The 12,964-nt window shown below is 59.4% G+C and carries 11 protein-coding genes; 6 read left to right on the forward strand and 5 right to left on the reverse strand.

The window, feature by feature from the left end; genetic code table 11:
* Window positions 1–142: 142 nt before the first annotated feature.
* Entirely contained in the window at window positions 143–2,203 is a 2,061-nt protein-coding gene (locus K3166_RS01890; RefSeq protein WP_247714691.1) for a S9 family peptidase, read from the reverse strand.
* A gap of 121 nt (window positions 2,204–2,324) precedes the next feature.
* Between K3166_RS01890 and K3166_RS01895 the strand changes: the two genes are divergently transcribed.
* Window positions 2,325–3,599, forward strand: a complete 1,275-nt coding sequence (locus K3166_RS01895; protein ID WP_221423025.1) for a metal-dependent hydrolase family protein — start codon at window positions 2,325–2,327, stop codon at window positions 3,597–3,599.
* Between the two features lie 108 nt (window positions 3,600–3,707).
* Window positions 3,708–5,528, forward strand: coding sequence for a DUF885 domain-containing protein (locus K3166_RS01900; RefSeq protein ID WP_221423026.1), 1,821 nt, complete (start codon window positions 3,708–3,710; stop codon window positions 5,526–5,528).
* Between the two features lie 399 nt (window positions 5,529–5,927).
* Here K3166_RS01900 and K3166_RS01905 read toward each other — a convergent pair whose 3' ends face one another.
* Window positions 5,928–7,451, reverse strand: coding sequence for an alanine/glycine:cation symporter family protein (locus tag K3166_RS01905; protein ID WP_221423027.1), 1,524 nt, complete (start codon window positions 7,449–7,451; stop codon window positions 5,928–5,930).
* Between the two features lie 239 nt (window positions 7,452–7,690).
* On the opposite strand from K3166_RS01905, the gene secE reads away from it, so the two are divergent.
* Together secE and nusG are read left to right on the forward strand one after the other, a co-directional pair.
* On the forward strand, window positions 7,691–7,897 hold the full coding sequence (gene secE, locus K3166_RS01910; RefSeq protein WP_221423028.1) for a preprotein translocase subunit SecE: 207 nt from the start codon (window positions 7,691–7,693) through the stop codon (window positions 7,895–7,897).
* A gap of 47 nt (window positions 7,898–7,944) precedes the next feature.
* Window positions 7,945–8,481, forward strand: a complete 537-nt coding sequence (nusG, locus tag K3166_RS01915) for a transcription termination/antitermination protein NusG (protein WP_221423029.1) — start codon at window positions 7,945–7,947, stop codon at window positions 8,479–8,481.
* 91 nt (window positions 8,482–8,572) lie between these two features.
* On the opposite strand, the gene K3166_RS01920 is transcribed toward nusG, so the two are convergent.
* From K3166_RS01920 to K3166_RS01930, 3 genes are all read right to left on the reverse strand, one after another.
* Window positions 8,573–9,751: a sensor histidine kinase gene (locus K3166_RS01920; protein WP_221423030.1), complete on the reverse strand. Its 1,179-nt coding sequence runs from the start codon at window positions 9,749–9,751 to the stop codon at window positions 8,573–8,575.
* 156 nt (window positions 9,752–9,907) lie between these two features.
* Window positions 9,908–10,633, reverse strand: coding sequence for a CPBP family intramembrane glutamic endopeptidase (locus K3166_RS01925; protein ID WP_221423031.1), 726 nt, complete (start codon window positions 10,631–10,633; stop codon window positions 9,908–9,910).
* A 127-nt stretch (window positions 10,634–10,760) separates the two neighbouring features.
* On the reverse strand, window positions 10,761–11,423 hold the full coding sequence (locus K3166_RS01930; protein ID WP_221423032.1) for a PspA/IM30 family protein: 663 nt from the start codon (window positions 11,421–11,423) through the stop codon (window positions 10,761–10,763).
* Window positions 11,424–11,746: 323 nt separating this feature from the next.
* On the opposite strand from K3166_RS01930, the gene rplK reads away from it, so the two are divergent.
* Both rplK and rplA read left to right on the forward strand, forming a co-directional pair.
* Window positions 11,747–12,178, forward strand: coding sequence for a 50S ribosomal protein L11 (gene rplK, locus K3166_RS01935; protein ID WP_221423033.1), 432 nt, complete (start codon window positions 11,747–11,749; stop codon window positions 12,176–12,178).
* 4 nt (window positions 12,179–12,182) lie between these two features.
* Window positions 12,183–12,875: a 50S ribosomal protein L1 gene (rplA, locus tag K3166_RS01940; protein ID WP_221423034.1), complete on the forward strand. Its 693-nt coding sequence runs from the start codon at window positions 12,183–12,185 to the stop codon at window positions 12,873–12,875.
* The last annotated feature ends 89 nt before the right edge of the window (window positions 12,876–12,964 follow it).

Raw genomic sequence — 12,964 nt, forward strand, 5'->3', positions numbered from 1 at the left:
CGGGAGCCTCGCTCAAGCCCCGAATGTATCCGGCGCAGGCCTCATGCCTGCAAAAGTCTCAATAAATGCGTAAGGCCCGCCATCTACCCCTTGAGGTGGATGGCGGGCCTTCTGCATTTGCGATCTAATCGCAGGCTTGTCGTCAGTCGTCCGACTTACTCGTTCCGACTGTGCCGTCGGCGAGTTCCGGACGCGGAGCCGGCAATGCGGCATCGCGGTTCCCGGTCTTCAGATAGGTGTCGAACCACCGCATCATGCGCAGGTTGTAATCGTAGCGTGCGGCCGCCTTGCGGTTGCCGTGGCCTTCGCCCGGATACAGCACCAGGCGCACGGGGAGATCGGGCTTGCGCACCTTGATCGAACGATAAAGCTCGTAGCTCTGGCCCGGATCGACACGCGTGTCTTCTGCACCGTGCATGATCAGCAGCGGCGTGTTGGCCTTGTCGACATGGTAGACCGGCGAGACATCCAGCATCTTCTGCCAATTGTCCCATGGCCAGGCGCGGCTGTGAACATTGTACATCTCGTACGGGATATCGGTGGTGCCGAATTTCGAAATTTGGTTCGAAATCCCGACGAACATGACGCCAGCTGCGAATTCATCGCTGTAATAGGTGGAGGTCCAGGCGGTTGCGTAACCACCATATGATCCGCCTGTCACACCGACGCGGTCAGCATCGGCAATACCGGCTTCGACCAGCGCCCGCTTGGCATCGACCAGATCGCGGAATTCGGGATCGGTGTAGCGGCCCTGATGCTGCTTGGAAAATGCCGTGCCATATCCCGTCGAACCGCGGTAATTCGGGAGGAACACCGCGTAACCTTGACCCGCAGCGACCTGTCCCGGCTTGGAATAAGCGGTCTGCCAGCCATTGCTGTCATGCGCTTCTGGGCCGCCATGGACGTTGAGGATCAGCGGGGCACCGCCGCGAGGGGCGCCGCCAACCGGCTCGATCAGCACGCCTTCGACTTGCTGACCGTCGGTTGCAGTGAAGGTGAATGCGCGCTGCTCGCCAAAGTCGATCTCAGAGAGCCAAGGGTTGTGCTGCGTCCAGCGCTGGAACGAACCGTTGTTCCAGACGAACAATTCGGTCGGATGCTTTGGGCTGCTGGCTTCGACTGCAATCGTGTTGCCGCCTGCTTCGACGCTGCTGAGGATAAGGTCGCCGCCGTCATGCTCGTGGTCGATGCTGCCGTCGGCATTGTAGACCCGCAAAGAGGACTGGACGCCGGTGTGGATCACTGCCGCGAGCCGGCCATCGGGAAGCCATTCGGCATCCACCGCAGCCTCTGCCGCGCCAGCGTTGAGCGCGCGGTAAGAGCCGCTTGCCACATCGACGAGGTGCAGCGTGGTGTCTGCCGGGTCATTCATGTCGACACCGGCAATCATGGACAGCTGGCGGCCGTCAGGTGAAACTTCGATGTCACCCAGTTTGCCCGGTGTTTTCACCACTGCGAGCACCTTGCCGCTGGACAGATCGATCACATGCGCTCGCTTGGAGGTATAGGCATCATCGATTTGCGGGGTCGGCGCGCTTTCGACAACACCCGTTGTGCCGTTTGAGGCAACCTTGAAGCCGCTGACATAGCCGGGGATCGTGACTTTGGTCGGTTCGCCGTCGACTTCCGCGCCGATCTTCGCAGCGAACAAGCGATTGAGGCGCGCTTCTTCTTCATACACGATGGCGTTGAAACCGGCTTTGGACTGCTTCTCGCGGTCCTTGTCGGTTTCTGCCGCAGCCAGCATCCAGATGGCAGATCCGTCGGGTGCCCATGCATAGGAACGAACATCGGAATCCTTGACGGCTGCAAGCTTGCGCTGCGCGCCGCCGTCCACGGGGATGCCCCAAACGGCAGTGTCTTCGTCGTCGTCAGACCAGGTAAAGCTGACCATTCGGCCATCGGGCGAGAATGCAACGCCCGAAACGCTCATGTCGTCAGGCAGGAAGTCGCGGGCATTCATTGGCGCATAGGCCATCTTGAGTTGCTGTGACGTCGAACCGTTTTCCTCGCCTTCGGTCACGTCCGGCAGTCTGGCAGTGGTATAGGCGATCCGGCTTCCATCGGGCGAAACGGCCACAGTGCCGACGCTTTCGAGCGCGGCAACATCTTCAGGGGTCATCGGGCGTGCCTGCGCCTGTGCGGCGATGGAGGCGGTAGCGAGCAGGCCGGTGGCAACTGCAAGGCGACGAAGGGTATTCAAGGGCGACTCTCCTGTTAGTTCTCGTGGGGGCTACATAGCGATGAGGCCGCGAAGGGCAAACCGGGGCTTGCCGGAGATGGACCGCGCGGGCATCAGGCTTGTAACAAGAGGAGAGGACTTCATGCGCAAACTGATCGCCGGCTTCACCGCCAGCCTGCTCGCCGCCGCTTCGCCGCTCGCGGCGCAAACGGTTGTCATTCACGCAGACGGTGTCGTCGTCGATGCCTCCAGCGCGCCGATAGGCAAGGCTACCGTGACAGTTTCAGATGGCCGGATCGTTAGCGTGGTGGACGGCTGGCAGGCGGTGCCAGAAGGCGCAGAGATGGTCCACCTCGAGGGCAAGACTCTCGTCCCCGGGCTTATAGATCTTCACACCCATCTTTCTGGCGATCCCAGCGGGGAATTCTGGCGTGCCGCAACGCAGCCGCCGGAATGGTACGCGCTGATCGGTGCGAAGAACGCGCACCTGACGGCTAAGGCAGGTTTTACCACGGTGCGCGATCTGGGCGCGCGGGGCGATCAGGTCATGCAATCGCTTCGCCGTGCAACGGAGGAAGGCGTCCTGCCAGGTCCGCGGATCGTCACGTCGGGCCGCACAATCGCAATTGTCGGCGGGCACGGCGATATCAATGGCTTCCGCCGCGAGGTGAACGATGCGCTGGGAACATCCTTTGCGTGTACCGGCCCGGTCGAATGCGCGGAGAAAGTTCGCCTGGCGTCCAAATACGGCGCCGACCTGATCAAGATCACGGCCACCGGCGGCGTTCTCAGCCAGCAGGGCAGGGGCCTCGAGGCGCACTTCACGCTCGAGGAGATGACCGCGATTGTCGATACGGCCAAATCGCTCGGTCTGAATACGGCTGCGCACGCCCACGGCGCGCGCGGCATCGAACTGGCATCACGAGCCGGCGTCCAGACCATCGAACACGGCACCTATATTGACGAGCAGGCGGCCAAGGTGATGCGCGCAAACGGCACCATCCTTGTCCCGACATTGATGGCTTTCCAGGGCATCAAGGAGAACCTTGGAACAGGGTTCTACACACCTGTGGTCGAGGACAAGATCCGCTCCGTCAGTGCTTACGCCGAAAGCATTGTCGAACGGGCGCGCAAATGGGGTGTCAAAGTCGCCTTCGGCACGGATGCCGGCGTATTTCCCCATGGCATGAACGCGGGCGAGCTTGCCCTGATGCGCAGCGGCGGGATGTCGAACCGCGAAGTGCTGGCCAGCGCCACTACCGATGCAGCTACCGTTCTCGGGATGCAGGATGAAATCGGCCGGATTGCGCCGGGATTTTCGGCTGATCTGGTCGCGGTGGAAGGCAATCCGCTGGAGGATGTCACCGTGCTCGAAAATGCCGACTGGGTAATGGTGCGCGGCCGCGTCGTGGAATGATTTAACGGGCGATTGATCGAAGCGGGAATGGCGCCGGTCATTATGGGTGCTTGCCGAGGGGGCTGGGCAGGCATAGGTGCCTCGGCACGTATTACAGGGATCACGAGCATGACATTCTTCCGCCTTGCGCTGGCCGGCGCATCCGCACTTTCTCTTGCAGCTTGTGCGAATTACGCGCCTGTCGCCGACACCCCGCCTGTCGCCGTCAGCGATGAGGTGAGTGCTCATGACGCGCTGTTCGCGGTTTTTGACGATGGGAATGAGCGCAGCCTCAAGCTCAACCCGCTGTCGGCGCTGTTTCGCGGCGACATGCGGTATGCCGACCGGCTCGGCGATTATCTGACTGACCGGTACAATGATGCCAGCCGGGCCGATGCCCAGCTGAACCTGGCAAAGCTGGCGGAAATTGATCGCAGCGCGCTGTCATCGACCGACCAGATTGCTTACGATGTGTTCGAATACAACCAGCAGGAAGCATTGAAGGATCTCACACCGGAAATTCTCGCTGTCACTAATGTGCGTCCGGTCAATCACTTCGCAGGTTTTCACACGTTTTATCCCAGCTTCGCCAGCGGGCAGAGCGCTGCGCCGTTCGCCACGGTCGAGGATTACGAGAACAACCTGAAGCGCCACGAAGACTATGTCGCGATCACCGACCGTTCGATCGCGCGCTTTCGCGAAGGTATGGACAGCGGTGTGCTCGAAACACAGCTGACGATCGGCAATGTCATCAGCCAGCTCGATACGCAGTTGGCCATGGACATCGAGGAATCGCCGTTCTGGATGCCGGTGACCAATTTTCCGGATGATTTCTCTGCATCCGACAAGACGCGCCTTGAGGCCGAGTATCGCGCGAGCATTGGCGAAGTTTACGCGGCGCATGCGCGCTTGCGTGATTTCCTGCGCGATGAATATTACGCCGCCGCCCGCGAAAGCGTGGGCCTGGCCCAGATGAAAGGCGGCGATGCGCTCTACCGGCGCCTGATCGAAGGTACGACGACCCTTCCGCTGACGCCTGAATACCTCCACGATCTCGGCCTGTCCGAAGTCGCCCGGATCAAGTCCGAACTCGAAACGGTGAAGGCGGAAGTCGGCTTTGAGGGATCACTCAACGAGTTTTTCGATTTCGTGCGGACTGATCCCCGCTTCACCCCCGAAAGCCGCGAAGCGCTGACGCAAACATATTACGATATTGGGAAGCAGGTCGACGAGAAGATCGATGACTATTTCTCGCTGACTCCCAAGACGCCGCTGGAGATCAAGCCATACGAGGAATACCGCGAAAAATTCGAAGCGGGCGGTTCTTACCAGAGCGGCGCGGCCGATGGCTCGCGGCCCGGGACATTCTATTTCAACGCCTATGACCTGCCCAGCAGGCTGACGACGGGCAATGTCACCCTGTACCTCCACGAAGGCGCGCCGGGACATCATTTCCAGATCAGCCTCGCGCAGGAAAACGAATCCCTGCCGGACTTCATGCGCTATGGCGGGACCACTGCCTATGTCGAAGGCTGGGCGCTTTATTCCGAGACGCTGGGCTATGAAATGGGCTTCTTCGAGGACCCGTGGAATCGCTATGGCACGCTTCAGGACGAACAGCTTCGCGCCATGCGGCTGGTGGTTGATACCGGTCTGCATTCCAAGGGCTGGTCCCGCGATCAGGCGATCGATTTCATGCTCGATAACAGCGGCATGACACGCACTGAAGTCGTGGCAGAGGTTGAACGGTATATCGCGATCCCGTCACAGGCGCTTGCCTACAAGGTCGGTGCGCTGAAAATCCAGGAATTGCGCAAACGTGCCGAAGACACTCTGGGTGAAGACTTCGATATCCGCACCTTCCACGCCCAGGTGCTGAACAGCGGCGGCCTTCCCCTGCCAGTGCTCGAATCCAAGATCGATCGTTGGATCGAGATGGGCGGGAAATAGCCGGAATTTGATGCCTTATGCTGCTGGCTTGCCCGGACGAGGTGTGCCGTATCGGGACGAGCGCAGTATGGCGATGCGTTTTGTCGGGAACCCGACGCCCGACTAGGGGGTATTACCGGGCAGGACGGTGGGAAAGTATTTCATGGAGGTAACCCATGCCGAGCTTGTCCTTCCATAGCAGCCGCCCCGATCGGTGGGTGAAGCCGAAAGCTTATAGCGATGCGTCCCTTCGCTATCAGCAACACGGCAAGATCCTCCCGATGGAGCAGCCGGGCTTTTTTGCCCGCCTGTTCGGGGCTCGCTGAACGGTTCAGTCTACAGGACACCCTGAAAAGGGAAGGGGCCGGAAGTCGCAAGACTTCCGGCCCCTTCTTTGTGCGGTGGTGGATGCGGAGAAGCTTAGTACTCCTCCGGCTCTTCAGGCGTTTCCGCCGTGTGCGTGGGCCCGGCATCCTTCTCGCCCTTGGCCAGCTTGAACACCACGCCGGACAACAGCGCCAACGCCAGCAGGTTAGGCAAAGCCATCGCTGCGTTCGAGATGTCGCCCAAACGCCATACCAGTTCAGACGGTTGGGCGGCGCCAAGGAAGATTACGAAACACCACAACACGCGCCATGCCATGTGAAGCTTCTTCTCGCCCGAGCGGGTTGAACCTTTCATCCGGTCGTAGAGGAAGGTGATCGCGCGTTCGCCGTAATAGGACCACGTCAGCAGCGTCGTGAACACGAACAGGATCAGCGCGACAGAGGCCACCAGCGTTCCGATCGGGATGCCTGCCAGCGTGAATGGGAAGGCCGCAGCAAATGCGCCGCTGGTCATCTCGAAACCAACCTTGTCCGATTGCCATGCGTGCAGGACCGATTCCCCGCCTCCGGTGAAGTCACCGCGGACCGTCAGGATGACCAGCGCGGTCATGGTACAGATGACGATGGTGTCGATGAACGTACCGAGCATGGCCATACGGCCCTGCGATTCCGGATCGTTCGTCTGTGCCACTGCGTGCGCAATTGCTGTCGAACCCTGGCCTGCCTCGTTTGAGAACAGCCCGCGTGCCACACCGGCGCGCAGGGCGATGATAATCGCTGCACCGACGAAGCCGCCACTGGCTGCCTGAGGATTGAAGGCTCCGTGGAAGATCAGCGCGAAGGTTTCGCCCAGATCGCCGAAGTTCAGGATCAGCGCGATCATCGCCATGAAAATATACATGGCTGCCATGAACGGTACGACCTTTTCGGCAACATTACCGATCGACTTGATCCCGCCAATGATGACGATGAAGACGAGTACCGCAACGATCAGCCCGCCAAGCCATTCTTCAATCCCGAACAGCTCGTTCAGACCGTCAGCGACCGCATTTGCCTGAATCGAATTGCCCGTAACGAGCGCGGAAAACAGCGTGCCGAGGCAGAATACCACGGCCAGCCAAGTCCACTTCTTGCCCAGACCCATCATGATGTAGGTCATCGGGCCGCCGCGCAGGACGCCGTCGCTGGTGCGCTCGCGGTAGCGGATGGCCAGCGAACCCTCGGCAAAGGCCAGCGCCATGCCGAACAGTGCAGTGATCCACATCCAGAATATTGCGCCCGGACCGCCCAGTGCGATCGCGGTGGCGACACCGGCGAGGTTACCCGTACCGACCTGTCCCGATAAAGCGGTCGAAAGCGCTGCGAATGGTGAAATTTCGCCTTCGCCTTGGCTCTTGCGGCCAGCGAACAAGCCCTTGAAGGCACTGCCCAGCTTTAGGATCGGATAGAATTTGAGGCCGATCATGATCCACAGGCCTATGCCCAGAAGTATGATCGTCATTGGCGGGAAGGGAATGACTTCGGCCCCATTCCATGTGCCAACCCAGATAAAATCGGATATGTTGGTAACCGGCTCAACCAGCCGATCGCCAAGACTTGGTGCCTGGCTTGTTGCCATGTCGCGAAAACCCCTCTTGCGTCCCTAGATATCAGGCGGGGCACGCTAGAGATGCGCGGGGCGCTTGGAAAGCGGCAAATGTGCCTGTCTCCCCCGCTTGCGTTTTGCGGACGCGCGGCCTACATGAGTTTCGTCTTCCGACATCGATGATGGATACAGCCCCTCCCGGACTTGAACCGGGGCGGCGAAACCCCCATCCCGGAAGGCAAGAGCAGTTCAAGCGCGAAAGTGATAAGGCCATGGCCGACAAAGGTGACAAGACATCCCCCGCCGAGTTCATCCGGCAGGTGCAGACGGAAGGCCGCAAGGTCGTGTGGCCGACGCGTGAAGAGACGATCCGCATCTCGATCTTCGTCTTCATCATGATGATTATCCTTTCGCTCTTCTTCCTCGGCGTGGATTCGGTTTTCGGCGCAGTCGTGCGCTGGCTGATGACTCTCGCTTGATCGGCGCCTGAGCCCGACCAGACCCTTCGACAGGAAAAAGATTTAACATGGCACGCTGGTATATCATCCACGCTTACTCCGGTTTCGAGAACAAGGTTCGCGATTCGATCATTCACGAGGCTGAGCGTCTCGGTCTGTCCGAAGGTGTCGAAGAGGTCGAAGTTCCGACTGAGACGATCACCGAGGTCAAGCGCGGCAAGAAGGTTCAGGTCGAACGCAAGTTCATGCCGGGCTACGTGCTCGCCAAGCTGAACATGACGGATGATGTCTATCACCTCGTGAAGAACACTCCGAAGGTTACCGGCTTCCTCGGCAACAACAACAAGCCCCAGGCGATCTCCGAAAAAGAAGCTGCACGTTATTTCGGCGGCGTGGAAGAGGCCAAGTCGGCTCCGAAGAAGCAGGTCAGTGTCGATTACGAAATCGGCGACCAGGTCAAGGTGCTCGACGGGCCCTTCGCCAGCTTCAACGGCCTTGTCGAAGAACTTGATTTCGACAAGCAGAAGGTCAAGGTTTCGGTCTCCATCTTCGGCCGCGCAACGCCGGTCGAGTTGGAATTCGAACAGGTCGAACTGGTCAAGTAAGACGCGCCGCAAGGCCGCATGAAAAAGGGGCGCTCCTCGATTGCCGAGGAGCGCCCCTTTTTCATTTAGGCAATGCTTGCCCCCGCGCCTCTCAGGCGATGCCGAACGTTTCGTCGACAATGCGCGCGGCAAGTGAGTTTTCATCCGTTTCGGCCAGGATCGCGTCCAGGGGTGCGTGAAGATGGTAGAAAAACCGATCGGTTTCGAATTTTCGTTCTGCCCTGCCGCGCAGGACCGCAGGCACGATCCGCGTGAGCAGCTTGGTGCCGAAACCTTCTTTCTGGCTGACGGCAAAGTCCCTAGGGGCTTCGCCAACCAATTCCTCGTTCCAGACGAGATCGAAGTAATCGGCGCCATCGTCGGCCGTGGCGATGTGCCACGTCACCTGGATGCGCGATTCCTCATTGTCCAGCATGCCGTATTTCTGTGCGTTCGTCGCCAGTTCGTGAACAGCCAGGGACAGCTGTTGCGCAGCTTCCGAACTGATCGCAATTGTCGGCCCGCCAATCGACACCCGATCCGCCACGACATTCGTCAATGGTTCCAGCTGCCGGCGAATGATGGTTTCAATCGCCTGTGAGGCGCTGTCGTCGCCGCGCAGGACAGACGATGTAGCGTCGCTGAGTGCGCCAAGGCGGCCCACGAACGTTTCCACGAAATGTTCAGGATCATTGGTCGCGCGGGCGTTCTGCCGCGCCAAGGCGGTGACCACGGTCAGCAGGTTGCTGCTGCGATGAACGGCCTCCCGGGTCAGCACCGCAAGCTTCGAATTCGCTTCACTTAATTCGGCAGTGCGCTGCGCGACCTGCTGTTCCAGATTGTCGCCGGCAGCGCGCAATTCGGCCAATGTTTCTTTGTGCGCGGCTGCTTCCAGCTTCAGCTTGTCGTTCGATTCCTTGAGTTCGCCCGGCGATGGGAGCGATGCTAGGGTGGGGATCAGGCCGAATAGAACGATCGCGGTAACGGCCGAAACTATCCCGGTCGCCAATTTCACCAACCCGACATAGGGATAGATCGGAATCCACAGCGTCACGATCGACAACAGGTGTGTCAGGCCGCACAGCAGGATGAAAGATGCGAACAGCATTACCAGCCCCGAATGCGGTACGTCCTTGCGCTTGCGCAGGACCGTCAGAAGCGCAATCGGAATTGCCGAATAGGAGAGGAAGATAAGCAGGTCGGAGCCGGCCCACAGGATCACCAGCCACGGTTGCCACAGCAGGCACATGCCATGCGGCATATACTGCCAGATATCGCCGAAATTACCCATAGACCCTCCATGTGCGTGAGCTCACGCGCAGCAGCTCGTTCAAACTTTAAAAGTGCTGAACTGGTCCGACGGCCCACCCCATCGATTTGTTGCAGGCGTGCGCCTTTACAGGCGTCCTCTCAAGACCGCCAGCGGTTTACAAATCTAGAAGTCATTTCATCCGGCGCCGGGCAGCGCGCCAACCTTATCTGCGTAGGCGACGCTCATCATCAGCACATCGACTGCGGCATGAGCGATGATACAGGCCCACAGATTGCCGCCGCAGCGCACTCTCAACCAGCCAAGGCCCAGACCGACGACGCCGGTGATGAGCATCCCGCCCAAACCCTGATAGGCATGGGGCAGGCCAAACAGCACGGCCTGGACGACGATCACCAGCCAGGTCTTGTCGCCAATGCCGCGAAGCCGCTGGAGACGGTCGAACAGAAAGCCGCGCCACAGCAACTCTTCTCCGAACCCGGCTGCAAAAATCGCGACAACCACGATCCAGAGCAAGAGGCTGAGCGGGCTTTCCGTCACGAAGTCCATCACCGCGACAACATCGGGTGCTGAAATCCCGAGTTGCCCGGCGATCCATGCGCCGATCTGGAACCAGGCGATGATCAGGCCAGCGGCAAGTGCAGCCAGCAAGAGTGTTCGCGCCCAGCTGTCCGGCGCCCGCAGGTTCCACGCTTCGGCCACATGTCCATCTCTTCGGAGCCAGAACCATGCGAGCAGTAAGGCGGCGGCCATGCTGCCCGCGACCGAGCCTAAAAGGCCTGCAGATGTCATCCCGAACATGACAACAACCGCGATCGAGACCGCGAAATAGACCAGCATCACCAGGACGAACTGGATGATGAAGCGGACCCATCCAAGCGAGCCGAGCTTTTCAGTAGTCATTCCGCGAACCCTCCAATGCAGGTGACCGGCATTGCCCGCGAATGAGAGGCCATCAAGTCAAAGCAGGATCCAATCCCCAGTTCTTGCAGGGGATTCGGTGGATAGTGGCCGCAGAAATCGGAAGGGTTCAGGCCGTTCTCTTCGCAGTGCCTGTTTCGCGCATCGCGGCAAGTTCTTCGTCGACAGCGCGGTCCCGGCTCATTTCCTCGATCTCGCGATCGACCGAGGCATTGCGGCTACGGAAATCCTGGTCATCAGCCGCGAAATCGGTGCGCTTTTCAAGCTCTTCGATGTGTTGCATTCGCTTGGAAACACGATCGGAATCGCCGCTGCGGGCAGCAATGCCCGATGCATTTCCGTCGGCGGCGCGCAGGTCTGCCATACGGGCGCGAACACTGTCGCGCTTGGCTTCGAGCTGGATTTCCGCCTCGTGCATTGCGGTAAGCTCTTCATCGAGAGTGGCGATGTCTTGCTTGATCTCTTCGATCCCGGCGCGGCAATCCTCGCGCGCAAGCAAAGCTTGGCGAGCGAGGTCTTCGCGCTGGTGGTCCATCGCGATCTTGGCTTTTTCATTCCATTCGGCAATGCGCGATTGGGCGCGCACTTGCTCTGCATCAAGGCGATCTTTCTGGCGGCGGGCCTTGCTGATGTCACCGGTAAGGCTGATCAGTGCTTCTTCGATTTCCCGCTGGAGCTGCGCGAGCATCTTGACCGGATTTGTTGCCCCGTCGAGCGCGCTGGTCAAATTGCTGGAAATCAGCTCTTTGACCTGGATGGCGATACGAACCACGATAGTCCCCCTCAGAATTCGTCCGTGCTCAAAGTAATGTTCAAGTCTTAACACAATGCGACCAATGTAAAAGTCAAGAATTGACTGTGCTTGATGCCCTCGAATTTTGAAAGCACCTGTCAGGCAGTGCAATCAGCGGTCTTCACGCAGGGCGCATCACGCTTGCAATCGAGCGCAGAATCGCTATGTGCGCGCCTTCCCAAGCCAAAGGCTAGGATACCAACGCGGGAGGACTGCAACCCATTCACTTGGGCAGACCGCTCGACCGCTTAACATGAGGCGTTCCCTGACAGGATGCGCCGACAGTGTGAAAGGAGGCCATAATGGCCAAGAAGATTGAAGGCTATATCAAGCTGCAAGTGCCCGCGGGCACTGCAAACCCGTCACCGCCGATCGGCCCTGCGCTGGGTCAGCGCGGCGTGAACATCATGGAATTCTGCAAGGCATTTAATGCTGCCACGCAGGACCTTGAGAAGAACGCTCCAATCCCGACGATCATCACCGTTTATGCGGACCGTTCGTTCAGCTTCACCACCAAGACGCCGCCGGCTTCGTTCTACCTGAAGAAGGCAGCCAAGCTTAAGTCGGGTTCGGCCGAACCGGGCAAGGTTTCTGCCGGAACCATCAAGCAGAGCGCCGTCAAGGAAATCGCAGAGGCCAAGATGAAGGACCTCAATGCGAACGATATCGATCAGGCAATGAAGATCATCGAAGGCTCCGCGCGTTCGATGGGCCTCGAAGTGGTGGAGGGCTAAGAACATGGCAAAGCAGACAAAAGTACAGCAAGTCCGTGCCAAGCTCGACAGCGAGAAGCTGTATACGGTCGACGAAGCAATCGCCACTCTGCGCGAGCACAAGTCGAAGTTTGACGAGACTGTCGAAGTCGCGATGAACCTGGGCGTCGACCCGCGTCACGCAGACCAGATGGTTCGCGGCATGGTTTCGCTGCCCTCGGGCACCGGCAAGGACGTCAAGGTTGCCGTGTTCGCACGCGGTGACAACGCCGAAAAGGCACTTGCTGCCGGCGCCGACAAGGTCGGTGCAGAAGATCTCATGGAAGACATGCAGAACGGCAACCTCGATTATGACCGCGTGATCGCTACGCCGGACATGATGGGTGTTGTTGGCCGTCTCGGTAAGGTTCTGGGCCCCAAGGGCCTGATGCCCAACCCGAAGCTGGGCACTGTCACTCCAAACGTGGAACAGGCCGTTAAGGACGCCAAGGGCGGCCAGGTCGAATTCCGCGTCGAAAAGCAGGGCATCATCCACAGCGGTATCGGCAAGCTGTCCTTCAAGGACGACGCTTTGAAGGATAACTTCAAGGCGCTGACCGACGCCATCGTCAAGGCGAAGCCTTCGGGTTCCAAAGGCAAGTACGTCCGGAAGATCACTCTGACCTCCTCGATGGGCCCAGGCCTCAAGGTCGACCTGAGCGAAGTCGAAGGCGCGTAACGCGTTTGTGCAACATAGCGGCAGCGCTTATTTCGATGCGCTGACCTATATTGTGAAAGATTGAGAAGGGCCGGGGGAAACCTCCGGCC

Source organism: Qipengyuania psychrotolerans (genome assembly GCF_019711355.1).
In the GTDB taxonomy this organism is placed as follows: domain Bacteria; phylum Pseudomonadota; class Alphaproteobacteria; order Sphingomonadales; family Sphingomonadaceae; genus Qipengyuania; species Qipengyuania psychrotolerans.

Excerpts from the sequence above, each read along its gene's own strand:
- K3166_RS01920 (WP_221423030.1), bottom strand. The coding sequence starts at position 9,751 with ATGGGTAATTTCGGCGATATCTGGCAGTATATGCCGCATGGCATGTGC.
- K3166_RS01895 (WP_221423025.1), top strand. The coding sequence starts at position 2,325 with ATGCGCAAACTGATCGCCGGCTTCACCGCCAGCCTGCTCGCCGCCGCT.
- rplK (WP_221423033.1), top strand. The coding sequence starts at position 11,747 with ATGGCCAAGAAGATTGAAGGCTATATCAAGCTGCAAGTGCCCGCGGGC.
- nusG (WP_221423029.1), top strand. The coding sequence starts at position 7,945 with ATGGCACGCTGGTATATCATCCACGCTTACTCCGGTTTCGAGAACAAG.
- rplA (WP_221423034.1), top strand. The coding sequence starts at position 12,183 with ATGGCAAAGCAGACAAAAGTACAGCAAGTCCGTGCCAAGCTCGACAGC.
- K3166_RS01900 (WP_221423026.1), top strand. The coding sequence starts at position 3,708 with ATGACATTCTTCCGCCTTGCGCTGGCCGGCGCATCCGCACTTTCTCTT.
- secE (WP_221423028.1), top strand. The coding sequence starts at position 7,691 with ATGGCCGACAAAGGTGACAAGACATCCCCCGCCGAGTTCATCCGGCAG.
- K3166_RS01925 (WP_221423031.1), bottom strand. The coding sequence starts at position 10,633 with ATGACTACTGAAAAGCTCGGCTCGCTTGGATGGGTCCGCTTCATCATC.
- K3166_RS01905 (WP_221423027.1), bottom strand. The coding sequence starts at position 7,451 with ATGGCAACAAGCCAGGCACCAAGTCTTGGCGATCGGCTGGTTGAGCCG.